This is a genomic window from Rhizobium sp. SRDI969 (assembly GCF_025152725.1).
GTDB lineage: Bacteria > Pseudomonadota > Alphaproteobacteria > Rhizobiales > Rhizobiaceae > Rhizobium > Rhizobium leguminosarum_I.
Map to the genome: position 1 here is coordinate 3131607 of NZ_CP104035.1, position 16985 is coordinate 3148591.

General features: G+C 61.3%; 17 protein-coding genes. 8 read left to right on the top strand and 9 right to left on the bottom strand.

The annotated features are described in order from the left end of the window. Positions 1-12: 12 nt before the first annotated feature. The 7 genes from uraH to N2A41_RS15755 form a co-directional block, all read right to left on the bottom strand. Positions 13-369, bottom strand: coding sequence for a hydroxyisourate hydrolase (gene uraH, locus N2A41_RS15725; RefSeq protein WP_260109199.1), 357 nt, complete (start codon positions 367-369; stop codon positions 13-15). Continuing rightward, on the bottom strand, positions 366-887 hold the full coding sequence (locus N2A41_RS15730; protein WP_441005716.1) for an ureidoglycolate lyase: 522 nt from the start codon (positions 885-887) through the stop codon (positions 366-368). The genes uraH and N2A41_RS15730 overlap by 4 nt, the downstream gene beginning before the upstream one ends. Beyond that, entirely contained in the window at positions 871-1233 is a 363-nt protein-coding gene (locus tag N2A41_RS15735) for a HepT-like ribonuclease domain-containing protein (RefSeq protein WP_017965444.1), read from the bottom strand. Before N2A41_RS15735 ends, N2A41_RS15730 begins: the two co-directional genes overlap by 17 nt. Then, positions 1230-1730 carry a 2-oxo-4-hydroxy-4-carboxy-5-ureidoimidazoline decarboxylase gene (gene uraD, locus N2A41_RS15740; RefSeq protein ID WP_017965445.1) on the bottom strand — a complete coding sequence of 167 codons (501 nt, stop codon included), beginning with the start codon at positions 1728-1730 and terminating at the stop codon, positions 1230-1232. Before uraD ends, N2A41_RS15735 begins: the two co-directional genes overlap by 4 nt. Next, positions 1730-2653: an allantoinase PuuE gene (gene puuE / locus N2A41_RS15745; RefSeq protein WP_170260613.1), complete on the bottom strand. Its 924-nt coding sequence runs from the start codon at positions 2651-2653 to the stop codon at positions 1730-1732. The genes uraD and puuE overlap by 1 nt, the downstream gene beginning before the upstream one ends. 127 nt (positions 2654-2780) lie before the next feature. Continuing rightward, positions 2781-3488, bottom strand: coding sequence for a DUF1045 domain-containing protein (locus tag N2A41_RS15750; RefSeq protein ID WP_260109201.1), 708 nt, complete (start codon positions 3486-3488; stop codon positions 2781-2783). Between the two features lie 114 nt (positions 3489-3602). Beyond that, entirely contained in the window at positions 3603-4781 is a 1179-nt protein-coding gene (locus N2A41_RS15755) for an NAD(P)/FAD-dependent oxidoreductase (protein WP_260109202.1), read from the bottom strand. On the opposite strand from N2A41_RS15755, the gene mnmD reads away from it, so the two are divergent. From mnmD to N2A41_RS15770, 3 genes are all read left to right on the top strand, one after another. Beyond that, positions 4780-5496, top strand: coding sequence for a tRNA (5-methylaminomethyl-2-thiouridine)(34)-methyltransferase MnmD (mnmD, locus tag N2A41_RS15760; RefSeq protein ID WP_260109203.1), 717 nt, complete (start codon positions 4780-4782; stop codon positions 5494-5496). The genes N2A41_RS15755 and mnmD overlap by 2 nt on opposite strands. An 82-nt stretch (positions 5497-5578) precedes the next feature. Next, the gene (locus N2A41_RS15765) at positions 5579-5827 is read left to right on the top strand and encodes a type II toxin-antitoxin system ParD family antitoxin (RefSeq protein ID WP_017965450.1); all 249 of its coding nucleotides are present in this window, start codon (positions 5579-5581) and stop codon (positions 5825-5827) included. Beyond that, complete coding sequence (locus tag N2A41_RS15770) at positions 5824-6132, top strand: type II toxin-antitoxin system RelE/ParE family toxin (RefSeq protein WP_260109204.1); 309 nt, start codon at positions 5824-5826, stop codon at positions 6130-6132. The genes N2A41_RS15765 and N2A41_RS15770 overlap by 4 nt, the downstream gene beginning before the upstream one ends. Here N2A41_RS15770 and N2A41_RS15775 read toward each other — a convergent pair. Then, a complete protein-coding gene (locus N2A41_RS15775; protein WP_260109205.1) occupies positions 6126-9503 on the bottom strand; it encodes a PAS domain-containing hybrid sensor histidine kinase/response regulator in 3378 nt (1125 codons plus the stop codon). The two genes, N2A41_RS15770 and N2A41_RS15775, sit on opposite strands and share 7 nt — an antisense overlap. A gap of 317 nt (positions 9504-9820) precedes the next feature. Between N2A41_RS15775 and N2A41_RS15780 the strand changes: the two genes are divergently transcribed. The 3 genes from N2A41_RS15780 (at position 9821) to N2A41_RS15790 (ending at position 13289) form a co-directional block, all read left to right on the top strand. Continuing rightward, positions 9821-10129, top strand: coding sequence for a hypothetical protein (locus N2A41_RS15780; protein ID WP_017965453.1), 309 nt, complete (start codon positions 9821-9823; stop codon positions 10127-10129). Between the two features lie 76 nt (positions 10130-10205). Then, positions 10206-11321 (top strand): DNA alkylation repair protein, encoded by a 1116-nt coding sequence (locus tag N2A41_RS15785; protein WP_260109206.1) that lies wholly within the window; start codon positions 10206-10208, stop codon positions 11319-11321. 246 nt (positions 11322-11567) lie between these two features. After that, the gene (locus tag N2A41_RS15790) at positions 11568-13289 is read left to right on the top strand and encodes a DEAD/DEAH box helicase (protein WP_260111057.1); all 1722 of its coding nucleotides are present in this window, start codon (positions 11568-11570) and stop codon (positions 13287-13289) included. A gap of 56 nt (positions 13290-13345) precedes the next feature. On the opposite strand, the gene N2A41_RS15795 is transcribed toward N2A41_RS15790, so the two are convergent. Further along, entirely contained in the window at positions 13346-14248 is a 903-nt protein-coding gene (locus N2A41_RS15795) for a DMT family transporter (protein WP_170279032.1), read from the bottom strand. Positions 14249-14634: 386 nt separating this feature from the next. Between N2A41_RS15795 and N2A41_RS15800 the strand changes: the two genes are divergently transcribed. Both N2A41_RS15800 and N2A41_RS15805 read left to right on the top strand, forming a co-directional pair. Beyond that, complete coding sequence (locus N2A41_RS15800; protein WP_017965457.1) at positions 14635-16044, top strand: circularly permuted type 2 ATP-grasp protein; 1410 nt, start codon at positions 14635-14637, stop codon at positions 16042-16044. Then, the gene (locus N2A41_RS15805; RefSeq protein WP_017965458.1) at positions 16044-16985 is read left to right on the top strand and encodes an alpha-E domain-containing protein; all 942 of its coding nucleotides are present in this window, start codon (positions 16044-16046) and stop codon (positions 16983-16985) included. The genes N2A41_RS15800 and N2A41_RS15805 overlap by 1 nt, the downstream gene beginning before the upstream one ends.

The window sequence follows — 16985 nt, forward strand, 5'->3', positions numbered from 1 at the left end:
CCGGGAAAGGCTCTAGCTCCCTCGGTAAGTAGAATAACCATAGGGCGATATCAGCAACGGCACATGGTAGTGCGCCGTGACGTCGGCAATGCCGAAGCGGATCGGCACGAGATCGAGGAAGGCGGGATGCGACAGCGGCGTGCCGCTGGCCCTCAGATAATCGCCGGCGTGGAAGACCAGTTCGTAGGTACCGGCTCGAAAATTTTCACCAATGAGGATAGGGCCGCCATCAACCCGGCCGTCGGCATTGGTCTCCACCGTCTTCAGATGCCTGCGAATCTCGCCGTCGAGCTGGAAAAGATCGATCCTCAAGCCTTCGGCCGGCTTGCCGAGAGCGGTGTCGAGAACATGCGTGGTCAGTCCGGTCATGGGGCTGGCTCTTCGATGATATAGGGGGTTTCGAAAAAGAATTCTTCCAGATTGTTGCCCGGTCCGTCGCGGTCGACGACCAGGAAATCTGAGACTTGGCCAAGCGCCATCAGCGGATGATGCCAGACGTTGCGGCGATAGTTCACCCCCTGGTCGCCGCGCGCCAGAAACACCTGCGGCCTGCCCGGGCGGCCGTTCTCATCCTCGGAGACGACGACGAGAAAAGGACGGCCCGAGACCGGCGAGAAACTCTGGCTGCCGAAAGGATGGCGCTCCATCATGGTGACTTCATAGGGGAAGCTACGCGGCTGGCCGCGAAAGAGGTTGATGACGACGCGCGCATCCTCGCCCGTCGCCTCAGTGGCGGCGAGTGCATGGAAACGCTCCGTTGTGCCGCCATTGATGAGCCGCATTGCGGCCGGATCGGCCTCGATCACCTCGCCGAAGGGAGCAAAGGCGGATCGGGTGAGCGGGCGGATGCCGAGAAAATCGGGCATGACTTCACTCGCCTTGCGCATGCCAGTGACGGATGGCATCGATCGCGGAGAGAAGCTCCGGCAGTGTGCGATACGTCGCCTCCCAGATCTCGGAGGGATCGAGATCGAAGAGATCGTCGAGGATACGGTTGCCCGTGCCGCAGATTTTCGTCCACCGCAAGTCGGGATGCTCGGTCGCAAATTCCGGATGTGTCACCAGCAGGCGGGACGCCGCCGCACCGATGGTGAAGTGGCAAAAGACAACCGCCTTGAAGGTGAGCTTGTCCCCGGTAAACGCAGCCTCATCCATTCCGCCGACGAAGGTCAGCGCTTCGGATGCCGCCTCATACATCTCATTGAGATAGTCGATCGCTCGCCGCTCTTTCATTCAGCCTCCGGCAGCATCGATGTCAGGCGCAGCAGCGCGATCCGCTCGACTTGCGCGGCCGCGGTCGCCAATTCTTCGTCTCGGCCATTGCCGATCCGCGCTTCGAACGCCGACAGGATGTCGTCCTTTGTAAGCCCCTTGACGGCGATGATGAAGGGAAAGCCGAATTTTTCGACATAGGCCGAATTGAGTTCGGTGAAGCGGGCATGTTCGGCCGGGTTCAGGCGGTCGAGACCGGCGCCGGACTGCTCCTTCCGGCTGTCTTCCGTGAGATCGCCAGAGATGGCAAGGCGCCCGGCAAGATCGGGATGGGCGCAGAGCACCCCGAGACGCTCCTGCGGGCTTGCCGCCCGGAAGATGGCGGCAAGGGCCGCATGCACACCGGCTGCCGCCAGTGGCTCCGTCACGTGGCCGGCGTCATAGGCGCGCTCGGCGATGAAAGGCGAATGTTCAAAGACGCCGCCGAAGCGGGAGACGAAATCCTCGCGCGACATCATCACAGCGCTTCCGGCTGATGGTGCTTGTGCCAGTGCTCGGCGATCTCGATGCGGCGCGGAATCCAGACTTTGTCGTGCTTCAGTACATATTCGATGAAGCGCTTCAACGCCGCCGCCCGGCCCGGGCGCCCGACGAGGCGGCAATGCAGGCCGACCGACATCATCTTCGGGCTGCCCGCCTTGCCTTCCTCGTAAAGCGTGTCGAAGGCGTCCTTTAGATAGGTGAAGAACTGATCGCCGGCATTGAAGCCCTGCGGCGTGGCAAAACGCATGTCGTTGGTTTCGAGCGTATAGGGGATGATCAGGAAGGGTTTCCCGTCGACGCCCTTCACCCAGTAAGGCAGGTCGTCGGCATAGGAATCGGAGGAATAGAGGAAACCGCCCTCCTCCTGCACCAGCCGAAGCGTATTGTCGGAAGGCTTGCCCTGATACATGCCATAGGGCCGCTCACCGGTAAGTTCGGTATGCAGGCGCACCGCTTCGAGGATATGCTTGCGCTCCAGATCCTCGGGAAAATCCTTGTATTCCAGCCAACGGTAGCCGTGGCTGGCGATCTCCCAACCGGCCTCCTTCATCGCGGCGACGGCCTCGGGGTTGCGGGCCATCGCCAGCGTCACGCCGTAGACGGTCGCTTGCACGTTGAGATCTGTGAACATCCGCCAAAGCCGCCAGAAGCCAGCACGCGAACCATATTCGTAGATCGATTCCATGTTGAGGTTGCGCTGTCCCGACCAGGCGGCCGCGCCGACGATCTCCGATAGCAGGTTTTCGGAGGCCGCATCGCCGTCGAGGATCGAGCTTTCGCCGCCTTCCTCGTAGTTGATGACGAACTGCACGGCGACACGCGCCTCGTCCGGCCATTTCGGATCGGGCGTCAGGCGCCCATAGCCGACAAGATTGCGCGGATAAGTCTCGGATACCATTAAATCACCCTCTGAAAAGACAGAGGAAACGGTAGCATCCGTAGCCGGAATGTCGAGCCGGAAACTGCGCAACGGAGTTCTGTCCGAACGCCGGCGCTCCGGCGCCAACCTTTGAGGCATTGGTTCGTCAGGCGATCCTGCGCGCGCTGACCTTACCCATCGGATGCAGCGAATGAACGCGGAAAGGGCCGCCCGTGCCCTCCTCGATCATCAGCGCCACGTTCGAAACCGTGACCGGCTCACTCAAGACAGGCTCGAAGATCGTCCGCAGCGCCGGCTCGATGCGCGGCATGTCGATCGCGTTGACGAGGCCTGTCACCGGCATATGAAAGCGGAACTCTTCCATCACATAGGGATTGCCCCAGCGATGAAGGTTGGCAAACTGTGCCGCCGATAGCCCGTCCGGATCACTGCGTTCGATCTCGGCCTCGCTGAGCGGTGCGCGGAAACGATCGAATTCCTGCACGATCGCCGAGGCGAGATACTGGATCTGCTCGCAAGGCGTGCTCGGCAGCAAGCTGTAGAAATTGCCGAGCCGGGCGACTTCGATACGCGGAATCTGAAAGGGAACGAAGGTCCCGGAAAAACGCATCAGATCGCGCAGGAGTTGCGATTCGGACATGTCGTTGGACAGCTGAAATGGCGCTTTCAAGACGCCATGAAAACCGTAGCGCCGGGGCACGGCGGTATGGAAGGCGATCTCGTGAATACCGAGGCCACGAACTGCCGGAGGCTCCATCATATCGCCCGAAAACACGTTTCGGCCAAGCCAATTGGCGGCCACGAGCGACAACAGGTCGCTCGCCGGAGGCGTGAAGCAAATGGCATAGCGCATGCAATTTCCTCCATCAAGGAAGTAAGCGCCGTTCAGATCCGGCGCTGTCGATGCGCAAGCAGATAGGTGATTTGCATGACAGAATAACGAAACGAAGCAGCGCCTAATTCACGTTTAACGTGAAGCCGCCGCGATGTGGCTTGAGATTGCGAAGCTTTCCGGCAGCAAAAATCCGCAGTCTGCATCGTCTGCGATACATATCGCCGCCTCCGCCAGCCGGTGGGCGAGGCCGAAGCTGACTTTGAAGCCGCCGGTCAGCGCGATCAGGCGTGGATGTTCGGGATGGCGGCCGATCATCGGATCCCGGTCTATCGCCTTTGGGCGAAGCCCGGCCCAGCGCTCGACAACGGGGGCGTCGCGAAGAGATGGCACGATGCCGCGCGCCGCCTCGATCAGCATATCGAGCTGGGCGTCGGTCGACGTCGGGTCGTCAAAACGGTTCTCGCTGGTGCTGCCGATTGCCGCTTGCCCGCCCTCGTGCGCGACGACATAGAGCCCGTCGAGGAAGATCGTCGGCAGCGCCGGGTCGATATCGGCTTTCAATAGCGCTGCCTGCCCCTTGACCGCCTGGCCGAGCGGCTGTTTCAGCCCCGGCGTCAGGACCTGCAACAACGGAAAGGACTGATGGCCGGCGGCCAGGATGCAGTGACTGAAAACGATGGTTTCGCCGTTTATTTCGGCCATGCCGCGATCGGGGTCGAGGCCGGCAATCGCCGCATTCTCCTGGACGCGAACATGCTTTGCCCGCCGCAGGAAGGCGATGAGCGCTGCGATCAGCAAGCGGGGCGCAACGCGGGCGGCGAGTGTGTCGTGTACGAAGCCGCTCTCGCCGGCAGACGCCTCGATCCAACCGTCCATATCAAGGCCGTCGAGCACATGCCAGTGGAAGCGGCGGTCACCCGCCCGCCAATGGCGTTCGGCGTCCTCAAAATGGCCACGCGCTATTTTGTTGAGATGCGGCTTCGGCAGCGGGATCAGCCGTCCGGACCTGTTATACCCGGCGGAAAGCCCGGTCTCCGCTTCGAGCGCTGTGATTTCGGCTTCGAGCGAGACCAGCGCATCGAACTGGAACTGCTTCTTCTCCGACCACCGGTCCGGCATATGCGGCATCAGCGCGCCGAGCAGGCCACCACTTGCACCTTCGCCCAACCTGCCGGCGTCAGCGATTAGAGCACGGATGCCCCGGCGTTCGGCATGGACGGCCGCCCAGAGCCCCATGATGCCGCCGCCGACAATCAGCAATTCTAAGGACGATTGACCTGAGACCGGCTGAGGACTATCGGCTTTTTCCATGACAGACGTGAACCCCGATCAGATTGGCGCGGGCGCGCCGCAGCCGCTCGAATGGCGCGACGGCGATATGCCCTATTCCACCGCCTTTGGCGATCATTTTTATTGCCAGACCGATGGGCGGCTGGAATGCGGCCACGTTTTTCTCGCCGGCAACGGCCTGCCGGAGCGCTGGAATGGGCGGCAGAGATTCCAGATCGGAGAACTCGGCTTCGGCACCGGCCTGAACTTCACTGAAACCTGGCGGCAATGGAAGCTCCATCGTGCGAACGGCCAGCACCTGCATTTCATCTCCTTCGAACTTTATCCGATGCGCAGCGAAGAAATCGGCAGGGCGCTGTCGCATTGGCCGGAGATCGATGTCGAACGCGGATCGCTGACGGCGGCTTGGCCGCAAGCGCCTGCTGGCACCGTCTCGCTGAACCTCGATTCTCAGACGACGCTCAGCGTGATCTGCGGCCGCGCACTCGATGGCGTTGCAGAGGCCAAACCCGGCTTCGACGCCTGGTATCTCGACGGCTTCGCCCCGTCGCGCAACAGCGATATGTGGTCGGAAGAACTGATGCGGCTCGTCTGCGAGAAAAGCGCAGCCGGCGGCACTTTCGCCACCTATGCGGCGGCCGGCTTCGTGCGCCGCAATCTCATCGCTGCAGGTTTTGCCGTCGAGCGCCGCAAGGGCTTTGCCGGCAAGCGCGAAATGCTCTGCGGCATCAAGTAAACTCGGGCAAGTGCGATCGATTCAAACGGCTGAGTTGCTAACAGTTATCACTCTGTGCGATAATAGTCCGAGAGGAACCAGTATGGCCAGCAGCGCGAATCTTGGACAGCAACTCGAAAACTATGTGAACGAACTTGTGAAATCGGGGCGTTACAACTCTCGCAGTGAAGTTCTGCGGGAAGGTGTCCGGCTTGTCGAGGAGCGGGAAAAACGGTTGATGGCGCTCGATCTGGCAATCAGCCAGGGGATCGCCGACGCGAAAGCAGGTCGCTTCAAGCCCATCAGCGATGTCGCCGCCCGCCTTGCGGCCAAATATGACGGCCGTTCGTGATCGTCCTCATCACCGCCCAGGCGGAGGCGGATCTCGAACGTATTGGCGACTATATCGCTGAGGACAATCCGCAGCGGGCGCCAAGCTTCATTCAAGAACTGCTGGAACGGTGTGAGCGTCTGGCCGAAACGCCGAACGGTTTTTCATTGGTTCCACGTTACGAACGCACCGGCGTTCGCCGCCGTCCTTACGGCAACTATTTGATCTTTTATCGCGTTGGCGAGGATCGTATCGAGATCCTGCATATCCTCAACGGCGCCCAGGATTTCGAGAGCATCCTGTTTTCCGAAGGTTCAAATCAGTAGCTGGTGCGCTCCGGCTGCTGCTCGCTCGTTCCGAGCCACTGGCGGATTTTTTCCTCGAGCAGTTCGGGGCTGATCGGCTTCGACATGTAGTCGTCCATGCCGGCATCGAGGCACAGTTCGCGGTCGCTTTCGAGCGCATGGGCGGTGACGCCGATTATCGGCACTCGATGGCCTTGTCCCTTTTCCCGTTCGCGGATCGTCTGCGTCGCCTGATGGCCGTTCATGACGGGCATCGAGACGTCCATCATGATGATGCGCGGCGTATACCGCTCCCAGGCGGCGACCGCTTCCTCGCCATTGTCGACGACGAGGAAGGAAAGACCCGTGCCTTGCAGGATCTGCGTGAAGACGATCTGGTTGACCTCGTTGTCTTCGGCGACGAGCACGTCGACGAATTCAGCGGCCCGCTTCTGCGGCACGGGCGCCGGCGCGGGCACGGCCACTTCCGTCTGCAGCCGGGCGATCTCGGCCTCGGAGGCCTGTTTGACGCGGCTGGCGCGCACCACCTCGGCGACGGTGTTGCGCAGCACGTTGGCGCGCGCCGGTTTCATCAGATGCGCATGGCCGTTCAGCGCCGCGAATTCCTTCTCCGTGCCCGAAATATCCATCGACGTCAGGAAGATGATCGGCAGTTCGACGAAGCGGGGATCGGCGCGCAACCGGCGCGCGACATCGGCGCCGTTCATATCGGGCATGTGATAATCGAGCACGACGGCATCGACGATAATGCCGAGACCGGCCGCCGCCTCCAGGATCGCAAGCCCGGTGCCGCCGCCCTCGGCGGCCACGCCGTCGAAGCCCCAGAGAGACAGCTGCTCGGTGAGGATTCGCCGGTTCACTTCATTGTCGTCGACGACGAGGATACGCGCACCCTGCACGTTGATCGGCAACGGCTTCGGCTCAGGGCGAGCGGCAGCCACCGCAAACGGCAGGTTGATGGTGAAGACGGAGCCCTTGCCCCATTCGCTTTCAACGTTGAGATAACCGCCGAAAAGGTCGACCAGCCCGGCGGTGATCGCAAGACCGAGGCCGGTTCCTTCATGCCGCCGGGTTGACGAGGCGTCCACCTGCGAGAATTTGTCGAAGACCGATTCGAGCTTCTCCGGTGGGATGCCGATCCCGGTATCCTCGATACGGATGCACGCCATGATCTCGCCGCCGGCGGCCGGCTCGAAGCCGACATCGACGAAGACATGGCCACGCTCGGTGAACTTGACGGCATTGCCGACGAGATTGGTGACAATCTGGCGGAACCGCCCGGCGTCGCCGATCACGGCTGCGGGCAAATCGGGTGCGGCCCGCACCAGGAGTTCGATGTTCTTCTCGGCGGCGTGCGAGGACAAGAGTGTCGCCACATCCTCCACCGCTTCGGTAATATCGAAGGCGGTTTTGCGCAGTTTCATCTGCCCGGCGTCGATCTTCGAGAAGTCGAGGATGTCGTTGATGATCGTCAGCAGCGCATTGCCGGATTTGACGATAATGTCGACGAAGGTCTTCTGGCGCGTATCGAGATTGGTCTTGGCAAGCAGTTCCGCCATCCCAAGCACGCCGTTCATCGGCGTGCGGATCTCATGGCTCATATTGGCAAGGAATTCGGATTTGGCGCGATCGGCGGCTTCGGCGCGCGACAGCAGCTGGCGCAGTTCCTCCTCGCGGCTCTTCAGCTCGGTGACGTCAGTGAAGAGCGCCACCCAGTGCTGCCCCTTGCTGACCGTCGCATCCATGTTCACCCATCGCTCGCCGTCGACATGGAAGACGGTGGAAATCGGCAGCCTGGCCGCGATATTGTCGCGCCAGCCCTGCAGGATTTCGGCGGCGGCATCGTGGAAATCGCCACGCGCCGCGCAAAATTCGAACATGCCAATCCAGCCCTCGCCGGGTTCGAGATAGGTGGCCGGAATCTGCAAGATGTCAGAAAGCGCCTCGTTGGACAGCTTGATAATGCCGTCCTGAACGATGGCCAGGCCCTGTGGCATGGCATGGGTCGCGTCGCGCATCATCTCGCCGAGTTGTTCCAGCGCGGCGCGGGCCTCGTGGACTTCATTTTCCCGCTCACGCACGGCCGTGATGTCGGCATAGGTGAGCAGGATCCGGTCGTTGGAGATACGGCGGCTATCGAAGATGACGGATTTGCCGCCCGCCCAGCCGAGCTCGATCGGCTCGGGCTCCTCGGTTTCGAACAGGTGCTTGCGGAAAGCGTAGATTTCCTCGGGTGTCTGCGTGCCGTCGTAGCGACCGAGCTCATAATTGCGACGGATGACGTCGATGAAGGGGCGCCCGTCAAAGGGGTCGTCGAGCGGCAGCTCCCAGATGCTGTAGAATTCGTCGTTGACGTAGAGGATCTGGTGATCGTTATCGAGGATCAGCACGCCGACCGGCAGCGAGCGCAGAATATTCTCGATATCCCGGTGCAGCACTTCTTCCTGCTTCCGCGCTTCGATCAGTGCCTTCTCCCGCTCCTTGAGCGGTGAAATGTCAGAAAAGGAGCCGACGACATAGGCTCGCCCATCCGCCGTCACGACACGCTTGACTCGCGAGATCACGGGATGGATGCGGCCATCCTTGCTCGGCATTACGCCTTCCAGCTCCTGCGACAGGTCTTGTTCCAGCGACAGCCGGTTTTCCTGGTAGATCGCCTCGCCGCCCTCCGGCCCGAACATTTCATATTCGGTCATTCCCAGCACCCGCGAGCGCTGGTGGCCGCTGAAAGTCTCATAATACTGGTTGGCATAGACGAGGTGATGTTTCTCGTCGCGCACGAAAACTGCGACCGGCAGATCCTCCATGATGGTGCGCAGCAGGTCTCGTTCGTCGACGCTCGCGTGCCAGCTCGAATCGGTAGGGGCTACGGGTTTCTCGCCGTTGCGATAGGCGGCGTTGATGACCAGAGGCCGGCCGTCTTCGGCAAAAATGCCGATCGGGTGGTCGAGCTTTTCCAGCGCCTCGCGCACGCGGGCGAAATCGCCGGCAAGGCCATGATCGTCGGCGCCCTTCCCGTCTCCAAGGGCGCGGCGTGGCGTCTCGCGCACTTCGAAGATGCCGAGCACATAGGCTCGCTCCGGCGATGGCGAAAAGCTTTCGATCTGGATACGCTCATGGCTGAGGCCGGCCGCATCAAAGCAGATGGCGTTTTCCTCTGTGCCGAACACCAGTGCGCGGCGCTCCTTGTCCTCACGATCCTCTTCTTCAGGACGGTCGAGAAGCTCGCGGCTGCGCCTGCCGATGAAATCGGAGATCTCGCGGCCGAGGAAACGGGCATAGGCCTCGTTGACGGCGATATAACGCAGCTCGCTATTCTTGACATAGGCCGGGGTATCCAGATCAGCGATCCGGCGGCAAGCCAACTCCAGAAGTTCCCCGGCTGATTTCAAAAATATCGCTCCCGCAATGAACGAAATATCGACTACAAAAACTATAACGCCAAGGCTTTTAACAAGGTTTTAACCATAAATTTCGACAGCGGAATTTTACAAGCCGGCTCACCAAGCTGAAGATAATCCGAGATTACCAGCCCCGGCTTGCACGAGACTGAAAGGACGCCGGCAATAATTTCTTTCGACGTTGGGATCCGTTGAAATCATGACGAAAATTTAATGCCGAAACGGCTTGTGCGGCCATTGCGCTGCCGCGATCCGGGCCGAGTCTCGGCATGGCTTTATGGAAGCCATGCCCATGAAAGGAAAATAGCATGTCCGTTCTTCATAAGACCATGGCGACGGGCCTGATCGCCCTGACCTTTGCCGGCGCCTCGCTCGCCACCGCCACCACTGCCGATGCCCGTCCACGCGATGCCTTCTGGGGCGGCCTTGCAGCCGGCGTCGTCGGTGGCGCTCTGCTGTCGGAGGCCGCCCGTCCCGCCTACCCGGTCTATCCTGCTTACCCCTATTATCGCCCCTATCCGGTCTACCGGACCTATTACCGGCCGTCCTACTGCCACCTCGAATGGCGACACGACGATTGGGGCGACCCCTACCGCGTCAAAGTCTGCACGGAATAGAAGAAATCGCATCCGGCGCCGCTTGACCTCCCGGCGGCGCCGGTCCAATCCGTCCCCGGCGCAAAGGAGGATCAGCATGCCGGAACCGCTCAAGAACCTGCTGCATGAAGCGTTGATCGCCGAAATGGCCGATCGAATCGCCGGCAATTCCCCGTCGTTCGACAAGGGCCGCTTCGTGACGCTAGCGACCGGTGGCCTTCAGGCGCTGGAACTGATGGAGCGATCGGCCCTGATCCGCGACGCGCTGTTCTCAACGCTTCCCGACAATTTCCCGGAGGCCGCCGCCATTCTGAAGGTAAGCCTCCCCTCGGAAAGCAAGCCTGGACTGACAGGCTGGATGCTGCTGCCGGTCAATCAGTTCATCGCCGCACGCGGCCTTGATCATTTCGATCTCGGCCTCGATGTCCTGAAGGCGCTGACGCCGCATTTCACTGCCGAATTCGGCATCCGCCCCTTTATCCACCGCGACCAGCAGCGCGCGCTGGCGATCATTTCCGGCTGGGTCGACGATCCCGATCAGCATGTGCGACGGCTGGCGAGCGAGGGAACGCGGCCGCGCCTGCCCTGGGCGATGCGCCTGCCGCAACTCGTCAAGGATCCGGCACCGATCCTGCCCATCCTGACTGCGCTGATGGATGATCCGGAGGAATATGTACGCCGCTCCGTGGCCAACAGCCTGAACGACGTCGCCAAGGATCACCCGGACCTGGTCGCCGCCTTCGTCGCTAGTCATATCGACGGTGCTTCATCCGAACGCCGCTGGCTGCTGAAACATGCCTCGCGTACACTTCTGAAGAAAGGCCACGCGCAGGCGCTCGTCAATTTCGGCTTCGCCGCCACCGCTTCGCTCGAATGCGAACTGCGGCTCCAGAATGCAGAGGTGATGTTCGGCGAAGGGCTGGATTTCGAAATCCGGGTGACAAACGCCGGCGAGCGAGCGCAGTCACTGATGATCGACTACGCCATTCACCATGTGAAGAGCGACGGTTCGCTCTCACCCAAGGTCTTCAAATGCAAGGCGATAATGCTCGCTCCGGGGCAAAGCCATACAATTGGGCGCCGCCACGCCATGCGGCCGATCACCACGCGACGCTATTATCCCGGCGAACATCGCATCGCCATCCTCGTCAATGGCGCGGAGACCGCATCGCAAAGCTTCGTCCTCGTCATGCCCTCACCTGACCCAGCTTGAGGCTTTCTTGTGCACTGCACTTGACTTTCCACGCGAACTAGCCCAAATGCGGGTCAGCTTTCACCCTTCCGGCCGCCGCGTGAGCGTGCCCCTGCTGAAAAATACAGACGCAGGAAGAAGGGACAAAAGCGCATTTCGATAGAGCGCCGCACTCCCATGAGCGGCCAGAAGCGCTGGAAAGCTTTTTCCAACTCACAAGTTCCCACTTCACGCGGGGTTCTTGACGCCAGAATGAAACCGGATCGCATGGTGCGTTCCGGCGATAGTCATTGTGGCGCCCCGAAAGGTTATACCTTGACTAATTTTGAATCGCTTGGTGTCTCCAAGCCGATCGTCGCTACTTTGTTCCAGCTCGGCATCGAAACGCCGACGCCGATCCAGGAACATGCCATTCCCCTCCTCCTCGAAGGCCGCGACCTGATCGGCCTTGCCCAGACAGGCACCGGCAAGACCGCCGCTTTCGGCCTGCCGCTGATCGAAAAGCTGCTCGCCGATGAACGGCGTCCCGACAACCGCACGACGCGGACGCTGATCCTTGCGCCGACCCGCGAACTGGTGAACCAGATCGCCGAGAGCCTGAAGAAGTTCATCCGCAAGTCGTCGCTGCGCATCAATGTCGTCGTCGGCGGCGTCTCGATCAACAAGCAGCAGCTTCAGCTCGAAAAGGGCACCGACATTCTCGTTGCCACGCCCGGCCGCTTGCTCGACCTCGTCAATCGCCGCGCGATCACGCTGACTGCGGTTCGCTATCTGGTGCTCGATGAAGCCGACCAGATGCTCGACCTCGGCTTCGTGCATGATCTGCGCAAGATCGCCAAGATGGTGCCGAAAAAGCGCCAGACCATGCTCTTCTCGGCCACCATGCCGAAGGCGATCGCCGATCTCGCCGGCGAATATCTCGTCGATCCCGTCAAGGTCGAAGTCACGCCTCCAGGTAAGGCTGCCGACAAGGTCGAGCAGTACGTGCATTTCGTCGCCGGCAAGAACGACAAGACGGAGCTGCTCCGCAAGTCGCTGACCGAAAACCCCGATGGCCGCGCCATGGTCTTCCTGCGCACCAAGCACGGTGCCGAGAAGCTGATGAAGCATCTCGAAAACATCGGCTATTCCGTCGCCTCGATCCACGGCAACAAGAGCCAGGGTCAGCGCGAGCGGGCACTGAAGGCCTTCCGCGACGGCAGCATCAAGACGCTGATTGCCACCGACGTCGCCGCCCGCGGCATCGACATTCCTGCTGTCAGCCACGTCTATAATTACGATCTGCCTGAAGTGCCTGACGCCTATGTCCATCGCATCGGCCGCACCGCGCGCGCCGGCCGCGACGGTATCGCCATCGCCTTCTGCGCTCCCGATGAAGCCAGGCTGCTGCGTGATATCGAGCGCCTGATGGGCATCGACATCACTGTCGCCAGCGGTGAAGCTCCGGCAAACATGAACGGCGCGCCCCGTCGCGCCAATGGCAACGGCAATAACCGCAATCGCAATGGCGGCCAGGGTCGCGAAGGTCAGGGTCGCGGCGAAGGCCGCGGCGACCAGAACCGTTCGGAGCATCGCGGCAGCCGTCAGGAACGCCGCCCGCGCCTCGAAGGTGAAGGCAGCGAAGTCCGCGCCGGCGGCGAAGAGCGTCGTCCGCGTCCGGAGCGCCCGACCGGCCGCAATGAGGATTTCCGTGGCCAGCGCCGCGGCGAAGCGGCCCCGAATCTCGGTCCTGACAACGATCTGGCCTCGACCTCCGACTTCCGCCCCTCGGCAAAGCCGCAGCGTCCTGCCCACGCCAATGGCGAACCGAGCGGCCATCACCGCGGCAACAGCCGCCACGCCCATGGCCGTCCGGCCCGCAAGCATGGCGAAGACCGCGGCCCGCAGCAGGCCCAGGCCGGCGAACCGCGCCGGGACGGCAACGGCGGAAATCGTCGCGGTGGCTCCGGCTCCCGCAACGGCGGCGGCCAGCGCCGCGAACGCGCCTGATAGTTGAACGACTGAAAAAGCGGAAAGGCCGGGGGATCTTCCGGCCTTTTTGTTATCTACGCCGCCGCGGGCCGGTCTTGGCTGAGCGCCTTGCGGTTCGTGAGATAGACGCCGGTCACCACCACCACGGTGCCGACGATCAACGGCAGGGTTAGCGGCTCCCCAAAGGCGATGAAGGCTTCGAGAGCGACCGTTGGCGGCATCAGGTAGATCAGCGAGGCGGCGCGCGACACCTGACCCCGGCGGATCAGATGAAGCAGCAGCCCGACGCCGCCCATCGACAGACCGAAGACCGACCAGGCGAGCGCGCCATAGGCCTGCTCGGTGCCGTCGAAATGCTGATGCTCGAACATCAGCGAAAGCGGCAGGGTGAGGATCAGCGCGCCGATATATTGCAAAGTCGCGATGGTTCTGAGGTCGCCGGATTGCAGGTGCTTCTTCTGATAGAGCGTGCCGTAGGTGACGGACGCCATGGCGACGAGGTTAATCGCCAGCGGCAGGGCTGCATGTGTGAGATCGGCGGTCGCTGGGCCGAGCAGCTTCGGCGAAATGGCAATGGCAATGCCGATGAAACCGAGGGCAAGGCCAAGTTTCTGCGCCTGCTGCAGCCGCTCGCCGATGAGGATGGGAGCTGCCATTGCCGTCAGCAGCGGCTGCAGCGCCGCGATGATGCCCGATATGCCGGCCGGCACGCCATTGGCGATGGCCCACCAGAGACCGGCGAGATAGAAGCCATGCAGGAAGAAACCGGAATAGATGGCGCGTAGCGCCGTCGCCCGACTTTTCGGCCATTGCGCCCGCACCACCAGGCAGAGCGCCAGGAATGCCGCCGCCGACAGCGCGTAACGTATCGAAAGAAAAGTGAAGGGCTCGGAATGCAGCGAGGCATATTTCGCCACTACCCAGCCCGTGGACCAGAGTAGGACGAAAACGGCGGGGGCAAGGCGATCGAAGGACATGGGGCGGCTCGGGAGAGAAGGGTCGCCGTGCTGATAGCCCCACCCGGCGGCTGCCGTCAAAGGCGAAGCGTTGATGTTTATTTGAAATTTCGCTGATGGCAGAGACCCAGGGCGGTCGCGCCAGCCGGCGTTTACCAAGGAGGGAGGGCGGCGGGGCGCCTACGCGCGTGACCATATTCGACCGTCTTGCCCGAACGAAAAGCGATCACATGCTCAGATTTTGCGCAAGCCTCGGGATCACCCATCCATCATGCCGCACTGCATCACTTAAAATGCCCAGATTTTCACCCGTTTCTCGCAGCGCAAAATCTTTTCCTCGAACTGCGCATGGTTCTTGCATTGCCATTTGCGTTGTATTCAAATGAACAAAAAGGGGAGCCGCGCTTTTGGCATTTGATGAAATGATTACCGGGGACGAAAGTCCGCGCCCGCCTTACGACAAATACTTCGAGTGGTACAACAGCCAAGACCGGGCGCATCTGATTGCCAAGTCCCGCGATGCGGAAAACATCTTCCGGAAGACAGGCATCACCTTCGCGGTCTACGGCCATGCCGACAGTTCCGAAAAGCTCATCCCCTTCGACATCATTCCCCGCATCATCTCCGCCCGCGAATGGCGCAGGCTCGCGCAAGGCATCGAGCAGCGGGTGATCGCGCTGAACGCCTTTCTCGACGATATCTACCACAAGCAGGAGATCATCCGCGCCGGCCGCATTCCGCGTGAGCTGATCGAGAACAATGTCACCTTCATTCCCGAAATGATCGGTTTCCGACCGCCCGGCGGCGTCTACACCCACATCGTCGGCACCGACATCGTGCGCACCGGCGAGGACCAGTTTTACGTGCTGGAGGATAATGCGCGCACGCCCTCCGGTGTCAGCTACATGCTGGAAAACCGGGAAACCATGATGCAGATGTTCCCCGAGCTCTTTCATGAGAACAAGGTGCAGCGCGTCGAGGATTATCCCTATCTGCTGCGTCAGAGCCTCGCCTCGCTCGCCCCTCCCGGCTGCAAGGGCAAGCCGCGCGTCGCCGTGCTGACGCCGGGCATTTACAATTCCGCCTATTACGAGCATTCCTTCCTCGCCGACATGATGGGCGTCGAACTGGTTGAGGGCGCGGATCTGCGCGTCATCGACGGCAAGGTGAAGATGAGGACGACACGCGGTTACGAGGCGATCGATGTGCTCTACCGCCGCGTCGACGACGACTTCCTCGATCCCCTGACCTTCCGCTCCGATTCCGCGCTCGGCATTCCCGGTATCATGGATGTCTACCGCTCTGGCAACATCACCATCGCCAATGCGCCAGGCACCGGCATTTGCGACGACAAGGCGATCTACTCCTATATGCCGGAGATCGTCGAATTCTATACCGGCCGCAAGGCGCTGCTCGAAAACGTGCCGACTTGGCGCTGTTCGGAAGCCGACAGCCTGAAATATGTGCTGGAACACCTGGAAGACCTCGTCGTCAAGGAGGTACACGGCTCGGGCGGCTACGGCATGCTGGTCGGCCCGACCGCATCGAAGAAGGAGCGCGCCGATTTCGCCGAGAAGCTGAAGGCCAAGCCGAACAATTACATCGCTCAGCCGACGCTGTCGCTCTCCACCGTGCCCATCCTCGTCAACAAAGGCATTGCTCCGCGCCACGTCGACCTTCGCCCCTATGTGCTTGTATCCGACAGGGTACAGATCATTCCGGGCGGGCTCACCCGTGTAGCGCTGAAGCAAGGCTCGCTGGTGGTCAATTCCAGCCAGGGCGGCGGCACCAAAGACACTTGGGTATTGGAGGACTGATGCTCGGAAGAACAGCAAACGGCCTCTACTGGATGTTTCGCTACATCGAGCGCGCCGAAAATATAGCCCGCCTGATCGATGCGGGGTTGCGCATGTCGCTGACCCGCAGCAGCACCGGCGATGACAATTGGGATGGCGTTCTACAAAGTGCGGGCGTGCGCGAGGCTTATGACGAAGGCCACAACAAGCTGACCAACGCCGACGCGATCGACTATCTCCTGCGCGATCGCACCAATCCGTCGAGCGTCATGTCTTGCATCGATTCCGGCCGCAACAATGCCCGTATGGTGCGCACGGCGCTGACGCGGGAGACCTGGGAGGCGACCAACGAATGCTGGATCGACTTGAAGTCGCTGCTCGAAAAGCGAGTCAAGGCGGCCGAAATGCCAGAGGTGATTGATGTCATCAAACGCCGCGCCGGCCTCATCCGCGGCGCCTTCCATGGTTCGACGCTGCGCAACGAGCTCTATAATTTTGCCCGCATCGGCACTTTCATCGAGCGAGCCGACAATACCAGCCGCATTCTCGACGTGAAATATTACGTGCTGCTGCCCTCGGTTTCATCAGTCGGTTCCTCTCTCGACAACGTCCAGTGGGAATCGATTCTGCGCTCGGTCTCAGCGCACCGCGCCTATAGCTGGGCCTATGACGGCGAATACCGGGCGATGAACATCGCCGACTTCCTGACCCTCAATGTCCAGATGCCGCGCTCGCTTGCCTATTGCTACGAGAAGATCGTCAGCAATCTCGGCTATCTCGCCCAGGATTACGAGGAGCGGCTTCCCGCCCACGATACCGCGGATTCAATCCGCAAGACACTGCAGACAAGGGCGATCCGGGACATCATGGATCAGGGCTTGCACGAGTTCCTGGAGGATTTCGTCTCGCGCAATAACAAGCTCGGCGCGGAAATTTCCGACGGCTACCGGTTCTATGCATAA

Excerpts from the sequence above, each read along its gene's own strand:
- uraH (WP_260109199.1), bottom strand. The coding sequence starts at position 369 with ATGACCGGACTGACCACGCATGTTCTCGACACCGCTCTCGGCAAGCCG.
- N2A41_RS15730 (WP_441005716.1), bottom strand. The coding sequence starts at position 887 with ATGCGCAAGGCGAGTGAAGTCATGCCCGATTTTCTCGGCATCCGCCCG.
- N2A41_RS15735 (WP_017965444.1), bottom strand. The coding sequence starts at position 1,233 with ATGAAAGAGCGGCGAGCGATCGACTATCTCAATGAGATGTATGAGGCG.
- uraD (WP_017965445.1), bottom strand. The coding sequence starts at position 1,730 with ATGATGTCGCGCGAGGATTTCGTCTCCCGCTTCGGCGGCGTCTTTGAA.
- puuE (WP_170260613.1), bottom strand. The coding sequence starts at position 2,653 with ATGGTATCCGAGACTTATCCGCGCAATCTTGTCGGCTATGGGCGCCTG.
- N2A41_RS15750 (WP_260109201.1), bottom strand. The coding sequence starts at position 3,488 with ATGCGCTATGCCATTTGCTTCACGCCTCCGGCGAGCGACCTGTTGTCG.
- mnmD (WP_260109203.1), top strand. The coding sequence starts at position 4,780 with ATGACAGACGTGAACCCCGATCAGATTGGCGCGGGCGCGCCGCAGCCG.
- N2A41_RS15755 (WP_260109202.1), bottom strand. The coding sequence starts at position 4,781 with ATGGAAAAAGCCGATAGTCCTCAGCCGGTCTCAGGTCAATCGTCCTTA.
- N2A41_RS15765 (WP_017965450.1), top strand. The coding sequence starts at position 5,579 with ATGGCCAGCAGCGCGAATCTTGGACAGCAACTCGAAAACTATGTGAAC.
- N2A41_RS15780 (WP_017965453.1), top strand. The coding sequence starts at position 9,821 with ATGTCCGTTCTTCATAAGACCATGGCGACGGGCCTGATCGCCCTGACC.
- N2A41_RS15785 (WP_260109206.1), top strand. The coding sequence starts at position 10,206 with ATGCCGGAACCGCTCAAGAACCTGCTGCATGAAGCGTTGATCGCCGAA.
- N2A41_RS15790 (WP_260111057.1), top strand. The coding sequence starts at position 11,568 with ATGGTGCGTTCCGGCGATAGTCATTGTGGCGCCCCGAAAGGTTATACC.
- N2A41_RS15795 (WP_170279032.1), bottom strand. The coding sequence starts at position 14,248 with ATGTCCTTCGATCGCCTTGCCCCCGCCGTTTTCGTCCTACTCTGGTCC.
- N2A41_RS15805 (WP_017965458.1), top strand. The coding sequence starts at position 16,044 with ATGCTCGGAAGAACAGCAAACGGCCTCTACTGGATGTTTCGCTACATC.